At 50.9% G+C, this 20,374-nt stretch carries 18 protein-coding genes; 5 read left to right on the forward strand and 13 right to left on the reverse strand.

The features are described 5' to 3' along the window. Positions 1-35: 35 nt before the first annotated feature. Positions 36-1,502: a purine-cytosine permease family protein gene (locus tag KGB29_RS07435; protein WP_223616348.1), complete on the reverse strand. Its 1,467-nt coding sequence runs from the start codon at positions 1,500-1,502 to the stop codon at positions 36-38. A gap of 85 nt (positions 1,503-1,587) precedes the next feature. Then, the gene (locus KGB29_RS07440; RefSeq protein WP_223616349.1) at positions 1,588-2,916 is read right to left on the reverse strand and encodes an OprD family outer membrane porin; all 1,329 of its coding nucleotides are present in this window, start codon (positions 2,914-2,916) and stop codon (positions 1,588-1,590) included. 243 nt (positions 2,917-3,159) lie between these two features. Here KGB29_RS07440 and KGB29_RS07445 point away from each other — a divergent pair, with 243 nt between their 5' ends. After that, a complete protein-coding gene (locus KGB29_RS07445) occupies positions 3,160-3,906 on the forward strand; it encodes an SDR family NAD(P)-dependent oxidoreductase (RefSeq protein WP_223616350.1) in 747 nt (248 codons plus the stop codon). Positions 3,907-3,969: 63 nt separating this feature from the next. Here the strand turns inward: KGB29_RS07445 and KGB29_RS07450 are convergent, their stop codons facing one another. From KGB29_RS07450 to KGB29_RS07470, 5 genes are all read right to left on the reverse strand, one after another. Next, complete coding sequence (locus tag KGB29_RS07450) at positions 3,970-4,302, reverse strand: DMT family transporter (RefSeq protein WP_223616351.1); 333 nt, start codon at positions 4,300-4,302, stop codon at positions 3,970-3,972. A 110-nt stretch (positions 4,303-4,412) separates the two neighbouring features. Further along, a complete protein-coding gene (locus KGB29_RS07455; protein ID WP_223616352.1) occupies positions 4,413-5,867 on the reverse strand; it encodes an aldehyde dehydrogenase family protein in 1,455 nt (484 codons plus the stop codon). A gap of 50 nt (positions 5,868-5,917) precedes the next feature. Beyond that, positions 5,918-7,162 carry an MFS transporter gene (locus KGB29_RS07460; RefSeq protein WP_223616353.1) on the reverse strand — a complete coding sequence of 415 codons (1,245 nt, stop codon included), beginning with the start codon at positions 7,160-7,162 and terminating at the stop codon, positions 5,918-5,920. A 119-nt stretch (positions 7,163-7,281) separates the two neighbouring features. Continuing rightward, positions 7,282-8,067 (reverse strand): acetoacetate decarboxylase family protein, encoded by a 786-nt coding sequence (locus KGB29_RS07465; protein ID WP_223616354.1) that lies wholly within the window; start codon positions 8,065-8,067, stop codon positions 7,282-7,284. Between the two features lie 322 nt (positions 8,068-8,389). Then, entirely contained in the window at positions 8,390-9,934 is a 1,545-nt protein-coding gene (locus KGB29_RS07470; protein ID WP_223616355.1) for a PucR family transcriptional regulator, read from the reverse strand. A 442-nt stretch (positions 9,935-10,376) separates the two neighbouring features. Between KGB29_RS07470 and KGB29_RS07475 the strand changes: the two genes are divergently transcribed. Further along, complete coding sequence (locus KGB29_RS07475) at positions 10,377-11,054, forward strand: TetR/AcrR family transcriptional regulator (RefSeq protein WP_223616356.1); 678 nt, start codon at positions 10,377-10,379, stop codon at positions 11,052-11,054. Positions 11,055-11,229: 175 nt separating this feature from the next. Here the strand turns inward: KGB29_RS07475 and KGB29_RS07480 are convergent, their stop codons facing one another. The 4 genes from KGB29_RS07480 to KGB29_RS07495 all read right to left on the reverse strand — a co-directional run bounded on the left by KGB29_RS07480 (position 11,230) and on the right by KGB29_RS07495 (position 14,984). Continuing rightward, positions 11,230-12,270 (reverse strand): ABC transporter substrate-binding protein, encoded by a 1,041-nt coding sequence (locus KGB29_RS07480; RefSeq protein WP_223616357.1) that lies wholly within the window; start codon positions 12,268-12,270, stop codon positions 11,230-11,232. 695 nt (positions 12,271-12,965) lie between these two features. Continuing rightward, positions 12,966-13,760, reverse strand: a complete 795-nt coding sequence (locus KGB29_RS07485; RefSeq protein ID WP_223616358.1) for an acetoacetate decarboxylase family protein — start codon at positions 13,758-13,760, stop codon at positions 12,966-12,968. Between the two features lie 58 nt (positions 13,761-13,818). Beyond that, complete coding sequence (locus KGB29_RS07490) at positions 13,819-14,499, reverse strand: type 1 glutamine amidotransferase domain-containing protein (protein ID WP_223616359.1); 681 nt, start codon at positions 14,497-14,499, stop codon at positions 13,819-13,821. Between the two features lie 38 nt (positions 14,500-14,537). Further along, the gene (locus tag KGB29_RS07495; RefSeq protein ID WP_223616360.1) at positions 14,538-14,984 is read right to left on the reverse strand and encodes a cupin domain-containing protein; all 447 of its coding nucleotides are present in this window, start codon (positions 14,982-14,984) and stop codon (positions 14,538-14,540) included. A gap of 200 nt (positions 14,985-15,184) precedes the next feature. On the opposite strand from KGB29_RS07495, the gene KGB29_RS07500 reads away from it, so the two are divergent. Beyond that, positions 15,185-16,081, forward strand: coding sequence for an NAD(P)-binding domain-containing protein (locus KGB29_RS07500; protein WP_223616385.1), 897 nt, complete (start codon positions 15,185-15,187; stop codon positions 16,079-16,081). Between the two features lie 52 nt (positions 16,082-16,133). Here the strand turns inward: KGB29_RS07500 and KGB29_RS07505 are convergent, their stop codons facing one another. After that, the gene (locus tag KGB29_RS07505) at positions 16,134-17,114 is read right to left on the reverse strand and encodes a helix-turn-helix domain-containing protein (protein WP_223616361.1); all 981 of its coding nucleotides are present in this window, start codon (positions 17,112-17,114) and stop codon (positions 16,134-16,136) included. Positions 17,115-17,380: 266 nt separating this feature from the next. Then, complete coding sequence (locus tag KGB29_RS07510) at positions 17,381-18,145, reverse strand: SDR family NAD(P)-dependent oxidoreductase (protein ID WP_223616362.1); 765 nt, start codon at positions 18,143-18,145, stop codon at positions 17,381-17,383. Positions 18,146-18,452: 307 nt separating this feature from the next. Between KGB29_RS07510 and KGB29_RS07515 the strand changes: the two genes are divergently transcribed. Together KGB29_RS07515 and KGB29_RS07520 are read left to right on the forward strand one after the other, a co-directional pair. Next, complete coding sequence (locus KGB29_RS07515) at positions 18,453-18,674, forward strand: hypothetical protein (RefSeq protein WP_223616363.1); 222 nt, start codon at positions 18,453-18,455, stop codon at positions 18,672-18,674. After that, complete coding sequence (locus KGB29_RS07520; protein ID WP_223616364.1) at positions 18,671-20,164, forward strand: cytosine permease; 1,494 nt, start codon at positions 18,671-18,673, stop codon at positions 20,162-20,164. The genes KGB29_RS07515 and KGB29_RS07520 overlap by 4 nt, the downstream gene beginning before the upstream one ends. The last annotated feature ends 210 nt before the right edge of the window (positions 20,165-20,374 follow it).

A 20,374-nucleotide genomic window follows, 5' to 3' on the forward strand; every position in this document is an offset into this window, starting at 1 on the left:
CGGCTTCACATCCAACAAACCGCAGGAAAGGCCCGTCACAGAATTGGTGCGGCGTCCTTGTCTAGATCCGCATCTGCATCTTTGATTAACAGCAACTCAGATCGAACATCGAGACTCATGCAAAACAACCAATAGAGAATGCCGCCCACCGGAATCCCCACAAAGAACGCGTAATCCACACCACCGAACCAAGCAGCGACAGGGCCTTGATAAAACGGCAGGTACATGAAAGGAATCATGGCGACAAACGAGATGACATAAGCTGCCATGCCTCTCCAATTCCATTTCCCATAGATTCCATCAGACCGAAAAATCTCACGCACCGAGTATTGGCCTTTGCGGACAATGAAATAGTCAACGAGATTGACTGCTGTCCAAGGCGCCATGAGATATGCCAGAACGGCGAGCACTGTGTAGAACGTGGTATTGATAAACGTATCGGGCAACAGCACACCTACTACCGTTGCCGAAATACCTAGGATCACGATGGCCTTGATACGTAGTGAACGGCTTGGGTTCGTCGGGACAATACTGTCCAGCGCAGTGATCAGGGTTAATGCCCCCCCGTAAACGCACATGCCGTTGAAGATCAGCAGCGCGATACCCCCTACCACGAGAACCACCGCCCCAAAGCCCGGATAGATCGAATCACCGGCCTGTTGCAGACCTTGAGTCAATGCATCCTTTGGGTAAAAAGCAGCGCAGATAGCACCTACTGCCTCCATGCTGAACACACCGAGACCAGCCCCTATCGCCGTGTAGGCGATAATCGAACGATGGCTCGTAGTTGGAGGCATGTACCTGGAGTAATCAGAAACGAAGAACGCCCACGACAACTGATAGGCTAACGCAGCCGACGTCACCATTAGGAAAGGTGTGAATGAAAACGACCCTTCCAGAGCGAGCATTCCCGAGGTAAATCCCCCGGCCATCGCAAGCCCCACGACGAACACCCCCAGCACAGCAACCAAGGCCATAGTGGTGTATCGCTGCCCAACGTGGAGTAGGTTGTAACCGAAGATGGCCACAACAATAGAAACGACACCCAGCACTATCCCCGAAATCGTCGCTGTCCCCAGCTCCAATTGTTGAGCGGTAGCACCCATCAAATTTACGTTCAGAACGACGTAACCCCAATACACCAGTACAGCTACGATCCAAATAAACACCGCACCGTAACGACCAAACTGGGGCCGTGTTTGAACCATCTGGGGCAAGCCGAGATGAGGGCCCTGACTGGCATGCGCTGCGACCGGAATAGTCCCTAGGAACGTGCCTAGGGCTAGGCCAATCAACGTCCAGACAAGATTCAACCCTAAAGCGATACCAATCGCCCCGGTCGCCAAACTGAGCAACTGAGCACTGCCTGCGAACCAGATGGTTGCCTGATCACCAAGACGTCCATGCCGCTCTGACAAAGGCACATAGTCAATCGATCTCGCCTCGACAATTGCGGCACGCCGCTCTCCCTGCGAAGACTCAACGCTAACATTTTCACTCATGTTATTACTCCTACGGAGGGCAGCCTGTCGACAATCATGACCAACTGATCTATTGCACTAGATCAAGCATTTATTATTCTGCGGTTCAGAAAATTTCGAGTGGATAGCTCAACGAGAACCGCGTTTGAGTGATGGAACCTCCGGTACTCGACGCCCCGGAATGCCATGACTGGAAAACTTTCGCCGAAAGATCTTTCGCCGGCCCTGACTGAACAACATATTCTGCAATTATGTTTGTCTCGTGCTCTTTCTCGGATTTTCCATATAAATCAAAGTAAGCTGAGTCTTCAGATAAGTGGGTGCCGTCAATGTCATACCCGCGGAGATGCTTGAGCGTAAACTTCGCCCCAGGGACACCAAAAGTCGACATATCTAGATCATATCGAACCTGAACTGACCGCTCGTTAGGGGCATTGAAATCGGAAATTTCGGTTGCGTTAGCAAGATAGATACCACCACTGTAAACGCCAGCAGCTACACCCGGCCGAGTACTGCCGATAGCAGCATAGTCCTGAGGCTGGTCGCCATCATTTCGCTGTATCGCAAGCAAAAACTTATGTGGGCCAGTTGAGAAAGCAGCAGACACGGATGCTGCAGTGAGATTGATATCACCCGCCTCGGCTTGACCCGAATCAACACTGCGATAGATATTGAAATCAAATGTGAACGCCTGAGTATCCGAAAGCGGCAGTATGTAATTCACATTCGAGTAATACTGATTCATAAGGTCTTTGAACTGGGCCGCGTAAAGCATTACCGACAACTGATCACTGAAGGAGTACGCTCCGCCGGCATAGTCAATTTGTGAAGTGCTCTTTCCGGCATAAGCGAGCCCCAAATCACCGTCATGATTAGTCGAAATGTAGCCAGTACCAGAAGTGAAGTGACCAGCCCCCAAGGCCAGGCCGGAGAGCTCAGCGCTGTCGAGCATCCAACCGGTCGCAGTTTGATTCAGTTGGTAGTAGTTACCAGTAGCGAACACAGGGACTTGAGGTTGCAGGTCACCGTACCGAAGCGTTGTGCTCGACAGCCTTAATTTCACACTGCCGCCAGCCTTGCTGTAGCTATCCGCTGGATTGCCATCATCACGAAAAGGCAATGTCATCGAGCCTACTTGCCCGCTTCCACCATCGAGCTTTGCTGCACCGTAAGCAAAGGCGTCTAGGCCAAACCCAACAACACCCTGGGTGAATCCAGATGTGAAATCCAGCATTTCACCCTGAGTCCAGTCCTTCTGCTTACCTGCATCTCCGGTCTGGTGCCAGTAGTAGTTGCGAGAAAGGAGCTTGAGGTGGCTGCCTTCTACAAAGCCAGCAGCATCGGATTGCTGCTCAGCGTGCGACATAGCGACTGGAAGAATGAATGCACCTACGCAAACATGCCAACGTACTGGGAATTTATTCTTGTTCTTCATTTGTGAAATCCCGAATTAACTACTGATATGAGGGGAACAACCCCCAATACTTAAATCAAACGTAAACTTCCCAGAACTACACTTACGAAGCCATACTAGGCAAAATCCTCCCCACAAGTCACTCGTGCGAAGATACTAATTTGCACACCCAACCCGTACATTCGATCAATTGAGTTTACGAACCAACAGGATTTAACTACTAATGCGGATCCATGTAAAATTACAAATAAACATGGTTAACTTATGCAAGCACGACTGGCAAATAAGCACGTATTTATCACTGGTGGCGCCCGTGGAATGGGTGCCTCTCATGCAATGGTACTTGCCCAACACGGAGCAAAAGTCCACATCGCTGATGTGTTGCACGACGAAGGACGCAAACTGGCAGCACAAGCAAGAGAAGATGGGCTAGCCATTCACTACCTCGAACTGGACGTGACGAGCGAGCAGTCTTGGCAAGACGCAGTTGAGGCTGCGGAGGAGCGCTGGGGTGACATCAATGTGCTGGTGAACAATGCCGGCATCACAGGGCAACCAGGCGGATTTGCTATAGAAGACCCTCAGTTCTGGAGTCGCACAATTGCCGTCAACCAAACAGGTGTTTACCTCGGGATGCGGGCGGTCGTTCCATCTATGCAGCGAGCGGGAGTAGGCTCAATCGTCAACATCTCGTCAATCCTGGGGTTCGTGGGCGATTCGGAATATTTCGCCTATAACGCTTCCAAAGGCGCGCTGCTGACAATGACTCGCAGCGCTGCACTGAAACTGGCAAAACAAAACATCCGGGTGAATACGGTCTGCCCTGGCATGGTCGCCACACCCATGAACGAGGCGGAAGTCGAATTGCAGGCATACATTGACGCAACGCCAATGGGCCGCATGGCGAAACCTGAAGAAGTATCAAACGTTGTGCTGTTCCTGGCTTCTGACGAGTCGTCCTACGTGACCGGCACAGATCTCGTTGTGGATGGAGGCTTCCTAGCCCAGTGACCCCCAACCCAGCCTGCCCTAACCTTAGGGCAGGCCATACTGCACTACATCTCTCGCAGTCAATTAATGCGGCTTCATCGACGAGAACAGTTGAATCGTAACTACCCCCGCCACAATCATCCCCATCCCCACGATTGCCGCCATATCTGGTTTTTGGCGATAGATGACAACACTCACTAGCGTAACCAGCACAATTCCCATACCCGACCATATTGCATAAGCGATGCCGATCGGAATGGTCTTAACCACAATGGCGAGCATATAGAAAGACGAGACATACCCTATGATAACAGCCAACAGAGGAAGTGGTTTTGTTAAACCTTGAATCGATGCCAACGCACTTGTGGCAATAACTTCCATACAGATGGCGATGGCGAGCGCTAAATGTCCGTTCATGCTTCAAACTCCCAATAAAAAAAGCCGGCCAACTTCGTTGGGCCGGCAATTCAGAGAAGCAATAAGCGACCTGCTCAGCACCACAGGTCGCCTTGCTCACATCAGACTGATTAAATGTCTGGGCGAGTGTAAGGGAACCACCAACCCTGAGTTTCAGCCTTAAATTGCATGTGAATGTGCTTCACATCAGTAAAGGCATTAATGCCATCCAGACCGAGCTCACGACCCAGGCCGGACATCTTCTTGCCACCGAACGGAGCGGCAACGTTGTCTTTCAATGGGTCATTGATCCATACGTGGCCAGCATCGATCTCGGTTGCAGCACGCATGGCCGACTCGAAGCTGGAAGTAAAGATGCAAGAGCCAAGGCCGAAGTCGGTATTGTTGGCATGCGCGATTGCCTCATCCAGCGAGCGAATACGGCAGAACGTAGCTTGCGGGCCGAACAGCTCATGGCGCGGCTGTTGTTTCAGCGGGTCAGTGATCTCGACAATAGTCGGCTCGAAGAAGTGACCGCGAGTGAAGCCACCACGGGTGCCACCATGACGGATGGTCGCGCCCAAGCTTTGCAGATGCGCCAAACCTTTTTCGACAGTGTTTACAGCAGCCTTGTTGACCAGTGGGCCGAGGTCAACATCACCCATCGGGTCGCCGATGCGCAGAGTGCGAACCGATTTGACCAACGCATCCATGAAATCGTCATAGATCTTTTCGTGGATGAAGAAGCGCTCGGAACCGGTGCAGACTTGGCCCGAGTTAAGGAAAGCCGAGAAAGTAGCGGCCTTCACTGCCATATCGAAGTCGGCATCATCCATGACGATGAATGGATCGGAGCTGCCCAATTCAAGGAGCAACGGCTTCATACGCTCAGTCGCGCCCTGCATGATTTTCTGACCGGTAGGTACCGAGCCGGTGAATGCAATCATGTGAGTGTCAGGGTGCGAAACCAGGTAGGCCGAGCCTTTGGCACCACAGGTGACGACGTTGAAGATGCCCGGTGGCAGGTGATCGAAGATCTTGGCCAGCAGCAAAGCGGTCATCGGGGTGACTTCCGATGGCTTGACGATGCAGGTGTTACCCGCCGCCAGAGCCGCTGCAACCTGCCAGGTCATTAACAGAATCGGGAAGTTGAAAGGAAGGATGCTGACAATAACGCCCAGCGGCTCACGCACCACCAGGTTCATCTGACCATGCATGTTTGGCTGAACAACCTGGCCACCTTGGGTTCGAGCCACTTCTGCCAGGTGGCGGTAGGCATCAACGCTCCACTCGACTTCGTCGAGAGATTCGCGCAGCGGCTTGCCGCTTTCCTGGGTGAGCAGGCGAGCCAGCTCAGGAGCATGTTCACGCAGACGCGCAGCACAGGTGTGTAGCAGTTCAGCACGCTCGCCGGCACCGACGCGCACCCATTTGCGCTGAGCAGATAAGGCAGAAGCGACGACTGCATCCAGCTCGCTCATGGTGGCCTCAGCGACTTCGGCAAAAATCTCTTCGGTTGCCGGGTTTTCAACTGGAATAGCCGAGCCTTGGCTCTGGACAAACTTGCCATCGTAGTAAATGTTCATTGTTAACTCCTGCTTACTCTACTTAGTTTTTGTTGCACTTTGAATTCGAGTTATGCAAACGCCGAATGCGGTTTAGCTGCTACGTGTTCGCGAGCAAATATCACGGCGATTATATTGAGCACGATCAGGGAAAATGATGCTGCAATAAAGCCATCGGTATAATGGCCAGTGCTGTCTTTCACCATCCCAAGAATAATGGGATAAACAACGCCACCTAACAGAAACCCAACACTCATGATGATTCCATTAGCTGTTGCAGCGAGCTTGATCCCGACAGAATCAGCCGCCAAGCAATATGCTAACGGTATGCCACCGTAAGCAAACAAACCGGATATAGGAAGCATTGCCGCGAGAAGCGTGTAGTTCTTGTTTGCCAAGGCAAACGCACAACCAAAGAAGGCGATCGTCATGCCAATGCCAGAAATAAACATTAGTGGCTTCCTGCGACCCAGACGATCAGAAAGCAACCCAAAACTTACCGCGCAAATCATACCTACCAGCGGATAAAGCGCACCGATCAAGCCGGCATCACTTTCAGTCCAGCCGTTTTCCTCCATCAGGATCGTAGGAACCCAATAGACCGCCACCGCATAGGAACCCCAAACACCGACGAGGAATACAGACGCAACCAAAACGTTTCTATGCGTCAGCGCTGTGAGGAAATCTCGAAGAACCGATTGCAATTTTGGTTGTGAATCTAGCTCCGCGAAATGCTTTGGCTCCTTCAAGAAGAAGATCGCCACAAACATCGTGACAACAAGCACAATCGCACCCATAGCCGACCCGTCACGCCAACCGTAGGCGTTCAGGACATGCGAGTAGGCGTACAGCGCCAACAAGGTGCCAATGCCGTCAGTAGCCAACATTGCCCCCATTGCGACACCAGTCTTACCCGACTGCTCAAACCAACGAAGAGCGAGCGTATAAGGCCCGATGAACAAAAGCGGAATGCCCGCACCAAGGAAAATCCTAGAAAGCAACATGGCGTCATAGGTGGGCACATAGGCGAAAGCCACTTGCCCAACCGCAGATATGAACAGCCCAACAACGGTAATTTTCTTAGCACCCCAGCGATCAACCAACATACCCGCAAAAGGAAGCATAATACCGCCGGCCACAGCTGACGCGGATGCCAACGTGCCTACCATCGCGTAAGTCATGTTCAGATCGGTCATCATTGTGACGATCTGAGTCGAGTAACCTACATAGGGGACAAAAATCGCTACCGTTGCAATGAAGCAAAGAAACAGGGCAATCCATTTCCCCTGGTCACTCGCATGATTATTAGTAGACATGATGTAGTTTCACCTGTTAGCTGAAGTAACTTGTGAGCCGCATACCCCGGAACAACCGGGGCATGCGAGTTACAACTTGTTCTTCATTTCTTGTATGGTGGAAATAGCGCAGTCGCTGATTACTCCGCGAAACGCTTTGGTTTTGGGAAGAATCGGAAATCGTCGTACTTCTGACCGTAGATAAACGGCACATAGGCGTCACGATCTGGCAGCTCATCGAACCATGGAACAGTCCAAGAGGAAGCACCTTCTGCGTAGAAGGCCTCACCCACAGACACGATCGGAATAGTGTCCAGCGGATCCATCTGGGAGCCGTTGAGCTTCAGAGTGCCCTTACCAACGCGAGTACTACGGTACGACTCTTCGGTTTTCATGCAGTTGAGAACTACGTCGTTCTGCAGGCCGATCCCAGTGACGTGCGGCTGAGCTTTGATTTCGAAGTCGTAGTTGCTGGCTTCCAGCGGGCCGAGTTCCGGGCCAAATTCCGCAGAGATCTCGATCAAACGAACACCATTGCGCTCGGTGTAACCGTAGGCATCGTTGCCATCGAAGTACAGCTGGGAGGAAGCGAGCTTCTTGCCTTCACCCCACATTTCACGACCGATAGTCACAGGCATATCGCCGCTCACGAAGAGGGTAAGCATGGTAGTACCGGTGAACTCTTTGTAGCGGCAATTCAGATAGATGACGCCGCAGTCGAACTCGCCGCACAGGGCGCTCTGCCAGCGGGATACGTTAGCGATAGCGATCGGTTTCTCTGGCAACTCAAAGCACGGAGGCAGAACCTTTCGAAGGAACTCGAAAGTAGTTTCGAACTCGATGGAAACTGATTCTACAGTAAAGCGTCCTTTTGAAAGAAGCGCTTGGATTTCTTTTACTTCTTCGGGAGTTTTGACAAAGCCCATAATTATTATCCTCGCTATTGTTCAAATAATTGTTGTTTTCCCGATTCGACGAGAACCGTACCCCATCTTCAGCCCCCCCCCACTTGACGAGCAATAGTTCAAACGTAAAAAAATCACCAACCCTGCTGTTCGATCGTACAAGCCAACTTAATACATCTACAAACCACTGACGACATCATAAAAAAACCGAAAAACAGTGAGCATCCTTAAGGGCATAAAAGCGAAACTATAAAAACTGCAAGAACTACAAATAACTAAAAAATAGACGAACGAATCCACGCCTTAGCTAGACGCGAAATTCAGAAACGAATAAATCTTATTTCTAGCCTACTGCTTTATAATTCTCTTCGGCTTGTGCTGACGCCATTGATCCACTTGTACGCTTTGCAAGTGCTCCAGCCAAGTCAGCTGCTTTTAAGGCAAACCATAAGATTGAAACATCGTCCGTGGAATCAAGCGACCTGCCAGTTATATCTTCAATCCGGCGAACGCGATAAACAAGCGTTTGCTTATGGATATGGAGTTTAAGAGCGGTATTTACCCACGAACGGTTATTTTCAAGGAATGTGCGGAGGGTGTGAACTAAGGGAGCATGCTGAGCCTTATCGTACTCTGCAAGCCCCCCCAACACCTTATGGAAGGCCTCGGTCGCATCGTGCAGATTTTGAGGAAGCCAAGGAGCGCTCACTCCGGCATCCGAATAGAAACTCAATGGCATTGAAGTAGTAGCGTGAGCTAGCGCAAGACGAGCTTCACGCAGTGCATTCGTAAAGTCATCCAGGTAATCAAAAATATCGCTTACACCGATTAGGACGTTAAGCGTGGATTGCAGACGCTCTAATGACACATCATCCCAGCAGAGAAAGATGATCTCCTCACCTTGCGCACGAATGATCAGCTCAAAACCCTGCCGGACAAGCGCCAGGTCAATCTCCTTGACGGAAATTATCGCCCCTTCACATACCGCCATTCGCAAATGTTCGACATCCGCACCAGACGCCTCCAGTCGACTTTGAGCCTGGCGAGGAAGAACACGCTTATGAAGCAGGTCGTCAATAAGCTCGCTGCCAAGTCGGAGCTTGGTCTCTCTTTCAACCTTTAGACGTTCAAGTTCAATGCCGATCACTGCGACGATATGGTGAAGCAAGCCATAATCCAAGGCTTCAGCGCTATGAGCCGCTAGCAAACCTCCTCTATATGACGGTACCGACATCAGCACCGTCTCCCCCCCCTCGATAGCACAACGCTGGACGATAGGAGTACTTTGGACTGAGCGAGGACGCAGGAGCAGAACCTCACGATGTGAATCAGGCAACTCCCGCAGTCCTGCCATCCACGGACGCAGTGTTTCTGGCTCGACCAAATGCAGCACAGCACCAACATCGCTGCCTAACGACTTCATCAGTTGCGGCAGGCCAATGCCCTGGATGCTGAGACGAGCGGTTTCATAGATCTTCGTTATGGCAGTACGTCGCGCGTATTCTAGCTGCTTGTAGGCCTCCATCACCGCCTTCGTTACTGCCGAGAAAGGAACGCCGTATTCAGTCATCAGTATGGGAAAACCGAGACTTTCAGCCTCTTTGATAAGCGCATCAAGACAAGCAGGTGCTTTCATGTTGTCGCCAATCATCATCCCAGCCACTCCCCCCGCATGAAGTCGCTGGATGTATGACGCTTGTTGCGAAGCATCGACGGGAATGCCGATGCCTGTGGTCATAAGCACATCACCTTTGCCCAGCCATTCAGAGGGATCGGGCAGCTCGCAAACGTGCGCCCAGCTCACCAACTCATTACCGCCCCTCTCGCCAGCAATCACGCGCGAGCGAAGCTCTGGAATTTGGGCCAGGTCATTCAAGGTAATTGGCATGATGGGCTCCCATTGACAAAACAACCGGTGAGCATTCGATCCTCACCCATAGATACATGCATCAAGCAAAAGATGAGCCAAGCAGGAGTTGTGCCTCATTCACGAGAGGTGCGGGCGATGTAAATTTTAATTTTAACTAGCTATATCAGCTAGTTATGGGCGCAAGCATCGGCCTTATTGATACCTAAAGCCCACTGCGATTCCGACAAGTGAATGGCATGAAATTGTGTATAAACGCATCAACCTAGGTCGAGCGACCGATTTTGTAACCTTTCCCTACGCCACAGGAACACCCGAGTGACACTGGGCACCTCCACCCCACTTGCTCACTCGCCAGATACCTTGTTTCAAATTGCCCACTTTCAGACTTGCCAACATCGTCAATTCCAGCAACTCTTAACGTATACCGCCTGTGCGTGAGCAATTTGTACAAATGAACAGCATGACCAACGAAATGAATAAGCCAGTAAAATATAGCCGTGCCGAAAAACGGTCGCGAAAACTTGACGAGATCAATGATGCGGCTGCGGCAATTTTTCTTCGCGATGGATACGCTGAATTTTCCGCCCGCAAGGTCGCCAAAGAAGTCGGAATAAGTCTAAGCAATTTACAACACTATTGCGGAAACACTGAGAAACTCTACATCGAAATGATAAAATCGAAACTAGAGCGGTACGTCATTAGATTCGAAGAAATTTATCTTAACGATTCAATGCCACCCCTCGAACGATTTGAGTTAGCTATTCGAGAGAACATGCTAGCAACGATGGACGATATGACGGGCAGGCTTTTTTTTCAAATTGGAGCCCTAGCAACTCAAGATGATCAAACCAAGAAAATAATGATCGACCAATACGACCATTTTCTTAGCGGAATGAAATATTTGGTCACTCTTATCAACCCTCATCTCAGCGCAGAGAAGGTTCAAACATACAGCGGACTCATAGCCACGATGATTGAAGGAAACTTCTTCTATCAATGGCAACCAAGCATGCCCCCGCAGGTACGCGCTGACATGATCACCACCGCCGTTGATCTTTGGTGCCAGATACTAACGGGCAAGCCATACTCCAGTAAAACGAACGATGCGAAAACAGTTTTTCATGATTCGCAAATCTAAAACCTAGGGCATTATTAGTGGAACTCTAAGCAGAGATGATTGCGCCCAGAGCGAAACCTCGGTGAATTGTGGGAAGCCCAGAGCCTTGATACTCTTATGGAAATTTATCAAAACATTTAGCCTTTAAAATATAAAAAAGCCGCCCTAAGGCGACTTAACGGTAGGCGCAAACAATCTATTGTTTGACGGCCCAAGCATTGAAGCGCTGCTCCAGCTGCTCTCCATGATCTGCCCAGAAAGATGCGTTCATAGCCACCTGGTGAGCTAGGTTTGTCTCGTCTGTGGGCATATTGCTGCGTCGTGCTGCATCTACAAGCGGAACCGCGGCCCGGTTTACTGGGCCATAAGCGATTTGCTGGGCGAAAGCTTTCTGAGCGTCTGTTTGCAATACAGATTGAATGAAGCGAATGCCTTCCTCTGGGTTTCGGGCGCCTTTAGGAATAGCGTAAGCGTCCATGTCATAAATACCCCCGTTCCAGACAACACGAAGATTGCTCTCGTTCTGCACCGCAGCGATGCGTCCATTGTAAGCAGAGCTCATTACGACGTCGCCGGAAGCGAGATATTGAGGCGGTTGAGCGCCTGCCTCCCACCATTGAATATAGGGTTTAATCTTGTCGAGCTTAGCGAAAGCTCTATCTTGACCTTCCCGCGTACTAAGTACGGTATAAACGTCCTTTGGCTCAACACCGTCAGCCATCAGTGCGAACTCCAATGTATACATTGCTCCCTTACGCAGGCTCCTCTTGCCTGGGAATTTCACAACATCCCAAAAATCAACCCAACCAGTTGGTGCGGTTTTGAGTTTGTCTGCATTGTAGGCAAGCACAGTAGACCATACAAAAAAACCTACCCCACACGTCTGCACCGCACCAGATAACAGATCAGGAGCAAGTTTAGAAATGGCGTTTTGCTCACCAATCTCTTCCAACATACCATCATCACATGCACGCGCCAGTTCTGGCATTTCCATCTCGACTACGTCCCAAGATACGCTGCCGGTATCGACTTGCACCTTAACCTTGGCCATCTCACCGTTGAATTCATCAGCGATGATTCGAGTGCCTGTTTTCTGCGTGTATGGCTCATAAAAAGCCTTTACCTGTGCAGTTTTATTAGCGCCACCATGTGAAACTACAGTCAGGTCTGCGTGGGCCTGGATAGTAAAGGCGCACCCCAAAGCCAATGAAAGGGAAGTACTGAGGATTTTTTGCATTATTATCATCTCCGGTGCTCATAAATCGTCCCTGATTTTGAAGTAATGGTGCCGCTTTAGGCCTCGCCGGCTCACGAGCCGCTGTCTAGTCTTGAGGGGGCGCGCACTCTCAAGCAATCAGACATAACAATGATTTCAAGAGGCATACTCGTACGTCTGTATAAAGGACAGACCGCCAAAGAAAAGCCTATGGTGCGTCACCCATTTGCTCCGCGAACCTAGGCCCATCACTCTCGGACTTACCATGCCTTTTTGCATCCAAGACATCATCGACAACACGAGCCTCCGGACTCGCCTTCTTGGCGGCGCTGATGGAGCAAATCGACGTCTGTGATGGGCTCATGCCTGTGAATTGACTGACCCAACAGAATGGCTCGGATAGGGTGACCTGTAGATGACAACAGGCATTGGTATTCCTCACTCACATGAAGAGCAACAAGCATATGCGGAGCGCTTGGTGCGAGCGAAGGTTACGGGACTTATGATCGGCGAAAACATGCAGGCGCCTGCTGATAGAGCTGCAGTGCGTTGCCCCGTATAAGTTTGCTTTGAGCTGAAAAAAAGGCGCCCTTTCGGGCGCCTAAAAACATCCGCCATGCTGGATGTATCTGCTCAATTTTACGCAGCGTCTGGTACCGCCGCCTGAGCAAAATGAATGACAGGGGCGTCGCTACTTTGAACAATCTGACTCCGTATTATTTGTTCAGATTTTGGAACCGGGCCGGCTTACGGAACAAACGGAAATCGTCAAATTTTTGCCCATAAATAAAAGGTAGGTACGCATCAGGGTCTGGCAGTACTTCCAAGCGCGGTACAGTCCAACTCGACTCGCCTTCGGTGTAATAAGCCGTTCCAACCGATACGACTGGAATGGTGTGAAGCGGATCCAGCGCTGTCCCACTGAGCTTAAGAGTCCCTTTACCTTCACGCTTTACTCGAAGGTTTTCCTGGTTCTTCATGCAGTTCAGAATCGGATCGTGCTGAAGACCAAAGCCAGTAGAGTGAGGCACCGCTTTGATTTCAAAATCATAGCTTTCACTGCTTGAAGGGCCAAGGTCGTCTCCAAATTCGGCTTCAATCTCGATCAAACGTGCACCGTTGCGCTCGCAGAATCCGTAGGCCTCATGGCCGTCCATGTAAACTTGGGCAATGCCCGTTTTCTTTGCCTCCCCCCACATCTCACGACCGATCGTGACTGGCATATCCCCGCTCACAATCAACACGAGCATGGTGGTGCCTTCAAGTTCTTTGTATCGGCATTTAAGCGAGATAATCCCGCAATCAAATTCGCCGCACAGCTCGCTCTGCCACCGTGAAATGCTGGCGATTGCAGTAGGTGTTTCAGGTAGATCAAAACAAGGAGGTAGCACCGACCGTAAGAACTCGAAGGTTGTCTCGAACTCAATCGATACGGCTTCAATAGTGCAACGACCTTCAGAGAGAATTCGTTGAATTTCCTGAAGCTCTTCTTTCGTTTTAACGAAGCTCATGGCAGTCGGTATCCTTAGTATTTTTATAAGGTTTAAAGGTGACAATCTGACGTGTAATTCAAGCTTTTAAGCGTTTGATCACTGCTTCGGCTACTCCCAGAGAAGACGCTGGATTCTGGCCGGTAATCAACGATCCGGAGACAACAACGTGACTTTCCCAATCACCGGACTTCGAGTACACCGCTCCAAGTGCTTTCATTTCAGTTTCGACGAGATAAGGAACAACCTTTTCAAGGCCAACAGCGGCTTCCTCACTGTCACTAAATGCAGTCACCTGGATGCCTTCAACTAGGGGGCGCCCATCGCTCTTGCGAGCATCGAGCAATGCGCAGCCCGCATGGCAGATTGTGGCAACAGGCTTGCCTGACGAAACAAACGACTCAATCAGCGCCACAGAATGGGGGTTATCGCGCAAGTCCCACAGAGGGCCATGGCCACCCGGATAAACAAGCGCGCTTATATCCGATGCCGAGACAGATGAAAGCTTGGCGGTGCCGTTCATGCGCTCTGCCAGAATGAGATCAGACTTATAGCGTTGGTAAAAAGGGTTGCCCTTCAGAGCATCTACCGAAGCTGGATCTACAGGAGCATTACCTCCCAGTGGCGAGCAAAGGCGAACCGGGAGACCGGCGTCAACAAAGCTGTAATAAGGTGCTAGAAACTCTTCAAGCCACAGCCCAGTTTCCCTTCCGGTGTCACCGAGTGTCGCGTGGGAGGTTAATACAAATAAAATACTCATCGTGTGCACTCCAGACGTTTTAGCCAAATGGCTGGGATTCAGGCAGCAGTTTGCTGCTCCCACAATTCTTGGGCGGTAGACCAGGTTTGGTTAACCTCTTTACCGTCGGCGGTTTTCCAGGTGATTGGGCCAACCATCTGAAGGATGAAAGTAGTGTCAGCGAGCATCTTGGTTTCTTCGTGCTCAGCGCCAGTGGCTTCATACAGAAAACCGTGTTTGATACACAACGCACCGCCATTTTCTGGCCCACCGCGCAACTCAAGAATGCCTTCGAACACGTAGCCTTCCGCAGGCCCATGGTGAATGTGCGGCAGCAAAATAGAGCCGTTGGGACAGAAAAACATCACTGTCCAGATGCCAAATTCAGGAGATACATGAAGCAGCTTCCACTTCACACCGCCGGTATGAAATTGCTCTGGAAACTCCTGCCACTCTACTTCGTCAACCTGCACATAAGCGTCTTGTGGTTTCTGGATCTGGTTCATTTCAGGCCTCACGGATTGTGGGTATCGGAGGACACAAGCTACATCCGGGGTTCAGTTCGTCCTATCCAGAATTGGCAACAGGCGTGACCTCTCCGGCTAGGAGGAGCAAAAAAGTAGAGTTGCCGAAAATGGCTATTTACTTATCGGTTCAGCGCTTAGCTTTTGGGGTGTACGCAACCCGGCGAGCGCTCCTCGCCCATATGAGGAATAAGATGATGACTAAAACAATAACGGTAATCGGCACTGGTTTGATGGGCTCCGGCCTTGCACGCACGCTGCTGGCTGCAGGGCGAAAAGTCACGGTTTGGGATCGTCGCACCGAAGCCACTAAGGCTTTGGTAGAGCAAGGCGCGACGCTCGCCCCTTCCTTCGTTGACGCGGTGCACGCAAGCGACCTGACCATCATGATTATTAGCAGCGCTGCCGGCGGTGCATCGCTAATAGAAAGCAATATTGAGGCGCTAGATTTAGCCGGGCGCTTTGTAGCCAATCTCAGCACATCTATGCCAGAAGACGGCCAGCGCTTTCGCACACTCGTAGAGCGTCGAGGTGGCATCTTTATTAACGCCGCCATCTCTTCGTACCCCGACCTGATTGGCGGCCCATACACCGCGATTCAGTACGCATGTGATCCAGTTGTATGGGATGAAATTGCAGAAACCGTAAAACCAATGGCACCGCAAGGCACGATTTACACCGGTGAGGACTTGACTGTCCCACCAATCGTTGACGCCGCGATGACTGGCAGCTTTTATGCTGTGGGCCTGGCCGGCTTTCTTGAGGCAGCGGCGTACGCTAAGACCCAGGGCGTAAGTGCCAGCCAGCTCTCAGAGTTTGCTGACAAAATGCTGGATCTGCTGCGCTATAAAGTGCAAAAAAGCATCAAGGAAATCGAGGCCAATGATTTCAGCACAATCCAGGCGACTGTCGACGTATACCTGGACGCGGTCGTTCAATGGCGTGACGCACTCAAGGCAAGCGGTCTGCGGGCCAGCCATATCTCGGCACTCGCGGATGACCTCAAAATTGCTCAGGATGCAGGTCATGGCGATCTTGGCTTCAATTCACAATATCTAGTGGCCGGGGTAAAAGGCTAAGGATTAGCCAATAAGAAGCCGGCTCTAAAGCCGGCTTTTTATTTCATAAATTTCAATGATGGCGCCTCTGAGCGCCCAACCTACTAACAGTCTGAGATGGGAGCTCTCCGAAAAACTCCTGATAATACTTTGAGAATCTGCCCAAATGGCTGAAACCAGCATCAAGAGCGGCGCCTTGAATTGTTTCCTGGGGAGAGGACATGAGCAGCTTTCGCGCTGTATTCAATCGTACAGATCTTACATAGTTCAGCGGAGTCATCCCCAATACATCTTCGAAACTGTATTGAAGCGTTCTACGACTAATTCTCAAATGACTACAAAGATCTAGTACCCCAATGCTTTCATCATGAACATGGTGAGCAAAAAATTCGCAACTTTTTTCAACGATATATGTCCTGGTCGAAGGAGGTACAACTAACCTACTCGAAGTCTCAAAATCCAAAATTTCCTGCACACAGCCGAATACCCTTTCCAAACCGGAGCTAAATGGAATTTGACCGATACCTGCCTGTACATCGTTCAAGTGAGACTTGAGATTGAGTTCAAAATCGATTTGAGTGTCAGTGGAGGGCTGGATAAATCGCTCGAAAGGTTTCTCCTCAATGTTAAAGAAACCTTCTGTTTTGAACCTTTCAAAAAAAGCCGCCTTACTGACAGTCAGCATCAACGCTTCGATGGGTGCTTTTGAGACTGCATGAAAAGATCGCCCAGAAGAAATGTGGAAAGTGCTCGCATTTACGTATCGACCGTTGAGGAGTACATCTTCGTCAGATCTCACATTTACGATAACTATCGAATCAAGTGGAACATGACAAATTTGCTCGACACACTGGCTGTCCATCGTCTCCCGAGTTACCTGCACTTTTCCGGCAATGGAATGACTCGCGATGGCACCGTGAAAATGAGCTTTTTTCTCAAGCTGATGATAACGATTATCATCCCACTCATTTAAGCCGCCAGCATGCTCAAACGCATCATGCGACTCCATGAAACGAAATTTAGTGCTGCTCTGGGGCGTATGAGTTGCCATCATGAAATCTCGGCTTAGCTAAAAGGACTTGAACTTACAGGCAAGTTCCATGCCGCTCAATACCGCCCTTAATCCCATTCCCCCCAGCTGTTGTCGAAGCGCTCAAGCACAGGCATTGCAAGCCCCAAAAAAAAGCGCGAAGCCGGTAACGACTTTGCGCTTCATATTGCCATGTCACCTTTTCGCACAATACTCGGTCACGTGACCCAGTATGGTGCGATTTTACTCATTTCAAAATTGTTACCCCCGAGAAAAAATAACTCAACTGGCTAGCCAAAGTGCCCTGCAGTCGCCCCACCATCGAGGGAGTAAACGATCCCATTCGTGTAATTGGCTTCATCTGACGCCAAGTGAAAAATGACTTTGGCCACCTCAACAGGCAGAGCAAATCTGCCCAACGGCACCTCTTTTGCGTAAGACTTCATCTCGGCCTCAGGATCGATCGCCTCCGCAAATAAGCTGTCCATCATCGGTGTCTGCACGAAGCCAGGACACACCGCATTGCTACGTATACCCAAAGGGCCGTAGTCCAACGCAAGACACCGCACAAGGCCTAAAACACCATGCTTGGAGGCACAGTAGGCGGCGTACCCCGATGCACCACGCACCGATGCGTCCGATCCAACGGCAACGAACGCTCCGCCTTTTTGTTGCATGAATATTGGCATCGAATACTTCGCCATCAACCACGTGCCGGTGAGGTTTACTCCCAGCGTAAACTCCCACTCCTCCCTCGATAAATCATGAGCCAGTCCTGTGCGAGCAACTCCCGCACAAGGGATCACTGCATGAAGCGGAAGCTTGAGGGATTTGACGAATTCAAAGAGCTCTCCCACCTCATTCTCCCGGGAAACATTCACCACCCGAGAATGGAAAATGTCGGTGCCGATCTTCTGAGCCGTATCCTCCAAGCCTGATTGCGAGAGGTCGCAGCCGATCACACAGAAATTGCTCCTTGCGAAATGGACGGCGGTCGCCTGGCCGATCCCAGAACCCGCTCCAGAAATAACGACGACCCGCATGTCATTGCTCATAGATGCACTCCACTTTTTTGAGACTGAGCCCCTAAAGTAGCGCCAGGGCATGCATGGCCATAGCCAATATCGGCAAAGCTCAAGAAGGCTTTTCGATAGGGGCAGCCTTGTAATGGATTGCCAAAAACGGATACGAGGTGAGAGTCGCAAAGCGTAGGCTGAATACAGGGCGCAATTGGACAGTTTCACCGACTGCCGAAGGGAAGCAATAACAAGCGTCCGGCAACACTTACTACCGCTGCCATAATAATTTTCTAAAACAGCCAAAGCGGACGGCATCGTAAGAACTCGTCCAGAGAGCAACGACATGAGCAAAGCTGACGTTGAACACGGCACAGGAATGATGAGTACAAGCGAAAGCTTGAACACGGATCTGTTGAAACAACTGGAGGCCATGAACCAGCCCGAGCACACCTCCTCCGAATGCTGGAGTAGCGCGGCTTCGCTAGTTCGAGAGGCGTCTGTATGGATCCTCTTTGGTGCTGTCCTTTGGATTGGTACCTTGCTTGCAGTAGGAGCAAACGCATGAGCACTTCACATAGTGTCGAACAAGAAGCACTTGCGGGTCGGCTGCCAGTTCTGGCAGGAAATCGGGTATATAAAACCTATGGCTCATTCCTCTGGACATGCTGCGCTTTCAGTGCCGCCACTTGGGCGTTCCTGATTGGTAGCTATCTTCCTTATGTAGGAGATTGGCGACTCGGCGTGATGGGTTACGTGATTGGCCTCATCATCGGCATGGCACTGGTTTCGCTTGCCTCAGGGGTACCTAGCTACAAATACGGCACCGACCCTATTGATACCGCTAAAGCCTCTTTCGGCTACAGAGGGATCATCGTTCCCCTATTTGGCTTGCTTGCAACCTTGATCGGCTGGTCTTATGTAGTTGAAGCATTGACTGCTAGGGGGGCTGCGAACGTCGCCGCCACCGTCACAGGAAGCCAGGTTACCGGTGATTCACATGAACACCTGGTGATTGGCGTTGCCTTGGCTGCTCTGTTGCTTGTTTGGTTTATTGCATGCAAGGGGCCTAAGTTTTTTGAACGTCTCAACGGTTTCATTGGGCCGCTGCACATGCTTATCACCCTGGTGATGTTCGGCATTCTGGTGCATAAGTTTGGGCTCGAAAACCTTTGGAATAACCAAGTAGCACCGGATCAGATGCTTTCGCATGACCCCGTACAGGGCCTGGCACTTGCCGTTGAGTTTGGTGTCTCCAACGCCATGACTTGGTGGCCAGTCATGGGTGGTCTTACCCGCTTGGTAAAAAGCAAAAATCATGTCATGGGCCCATCAATCATTGGCGTGGGAATCCTCGGAGCAGCGGTTGTCTCCACCGTCGCGGCCCTTGCAGCCATCAGCGCAGGCACTTACGACCCAACGATTTGGATGATCGCTGTTGGTGGGCAAGTGTTCGGCTCAATCGTGATGACCATCGTCCTGACGGCGAACATTGCCACAATGGTTGTGATGATCTACCTGGCAGGTGTTTCAATTCAGCAGGTCAAATTCTTCGCAAGATTAAAATGGGAACTGCTTCTCGCCCTCCTCCTGCTGCCTGGTGTGTACTTTGCCTTTGAGACCGAATGGTTGCTGTCCAAGGTTATGAGTTGGCTGTCGTACAACGGCGTGATGTTCGTGGGCATCTCCGGGATCACGCTGGTTGATTACTTCATCCTGAGACGCGAGCAGCTCGATGCTCCTAGTCTTTTCGCGACTCGCAACAGCAACTATGCCTACTGGGGCGGTGTGAACTGGGCAGCTGTATTAATCAGCATTGTCGCGGTGGTTGGTTATTTGGCTCTGTACGACCCTGTAACAGTCGCAATGAGTGGTTGGTTCCGCTACTTGGGCGCCTCCATCCCTGTGATTGCTATTTCTGGACTCTCCTACTACTTGGCTGTGAGACTCATCGTGGCTCCAATGGGGAAAGGGAGCTATACGAAGGGGACGGCGATCACCAGTCGCCCAACACTTGATCCACAGCCAAAGCCGGGGACAGTGAGGGTCGGCCTCTAGCGGCCCAAACGGCATCCCCCTATGAGCCTCAACTACTAGCTGAGCTCTAAATCAAGTTTCCCTCAGGGCGTCTTCTAGGCGCCCTTTTTTATGCAATGCGCGCAGCTCACTGCGCCCAACAGAGGCGTTGCTCATGCTATCGATGTATTCAATGAAGTTCAGGATGCTGGCCCTGGCAGGACTATGCTTAGTGACGACACTGGCGAGCGT

It is taken from the genome of Pseudomonas sp. BF-B-30 (genome assembly GCF_019956305.1).
Lineage (GTDB): Bacteria > Pseudomonadota > Gammaproteobacteria > Pseudomonadales > Pseudomonadaceae > Aquipseudomonas > Aquipseudomonas jessenii.

Bases quoted from the DNA above. Each gene is read 5' to 3' on its own strand.
- KGB29_RS07435 (WP_223616348.1), bottom strand. From the start codon at position 1,502: ATGAGTGAAAATGTTAGCGTTGAGTCTTCGCAGGGAGAGCGGCGTGCC.
- KGB29_RS07440 (WP_223616349.1), bottom strand. From the start codon at position 2,916: ATGAAGAACAAGAATAAATTCCCAGTACGTTGGCATGTTTGCGTAGGT.
- KGB29_RS07445 (WP_223616350.1), top strand. From the start codon at position 3,160: ATGCAAGCACGACTGGCAAATAAGCACGTATTTATCACTGGTGGCGCC.
- KGB29_RS07450 (WP_223616351.1), bottom strand. From the start codon at position 4,302: ATGAACGGACATTTAGCGCTCGCCATCGCCATCTGTATGGAAGTTATT.
- KGB29_RS07455 (WP_223616352.1), bottom strand. From the start codon at position 5,867: ATGAACATTTACTACGATGGCAAGTTTGTCCAGAGCCAAGGCTCGGCT.
- KGB29_RS07460 (WP_223616353.1), bottom strand. From the start codon at position 7,162: ATGTCTACTAATAATCATGCGAGTGACCAGGGGAAATGGATTGCCCTG.
- KGB29_RS07465 (WP_223616354.1), bottom strand. From the start codon at position 8,067: ATGGGCTTTGTCAAAACTCCCGAAGAAGTAAAAGAAATCCAAGCGCTT.
- KGB29_RS07470 (WP_223616355.1), bottom strand. From the start codon at position 9,934: ATGCCAATTACCTTGAATGACCTGGCCCAAATTCCAGAGCTTCGCTCG.
- KGB29_RS07475 (WP_223616356.1), top strand. From the start codon at position 10,377: ATGACCAACGAAATGAATAAGCCAGTAAAATATAGCCGTGCCGAAAAA.
- KGB29_RS07480 (WP_223616357.1), bottom strand. From the start codon at position 12,270: ATGCAAAAAATCCTCAGTACTTCCCTTTCATTGGCTTTGGGGTGCGCC.
- KGB29_RS07485 (WP_223616358.1), bottom strand. From the start codon at position 13,760: ATGAGCTTCGTTAAAACGAAAGAAGAGCTTCAGGAAATTCAACGAATT.
- KGB29_RS07490 (WP_223616359.1), bottom strand. From the start codon at position 14,499: ATGAGTATTTTATTTGTATTAACCTCCCACGCGACACTCGGTGACACC.
- KGB29_RS07495 (WP_223616360.1), bottom strand. From the start codon at position 14,984: ATGAACCAGATCCAGAAACCACAAGACGCTTATGTGCAGGTTGACGAA.
- KGB29_RS07500 (WP_223616385.1), top strand. From the start codon at position 15,185: ATGAGGAATAAGATGATGACTAAAACAATAACGGTAATCGGCACTGGT.
- KGB29_RS07505 (WP_223616361.1), bottom strand. From the start codon at position 17,114: ATGATGGCAACTCATACGCCCCAGAGCAGCACTAAATTTCGTTTCATG.
- KGB29_RS07510 (WP_223616362.1), bottom strand. From the start codon at position 18,145: ATGAGCAATGACATGCGGGTCGTCGTTATTTCTGGAGCGGGTTCTGGG.
- KGB29_RS07515 (WP_223616363.1), top strand. From the start codon at position 18,453: ATGAGCAAAGCTGACGTTGAACACGGCACAGGAATGATGAGTACAAGC.
- KGB29_RS07520 (WP_223616364.1), top strand. From the start codon at position 18,671: ATGAGCACTTCACATAGTGTCGAACAAGAAGCACTTGCGGGTCGGCTG.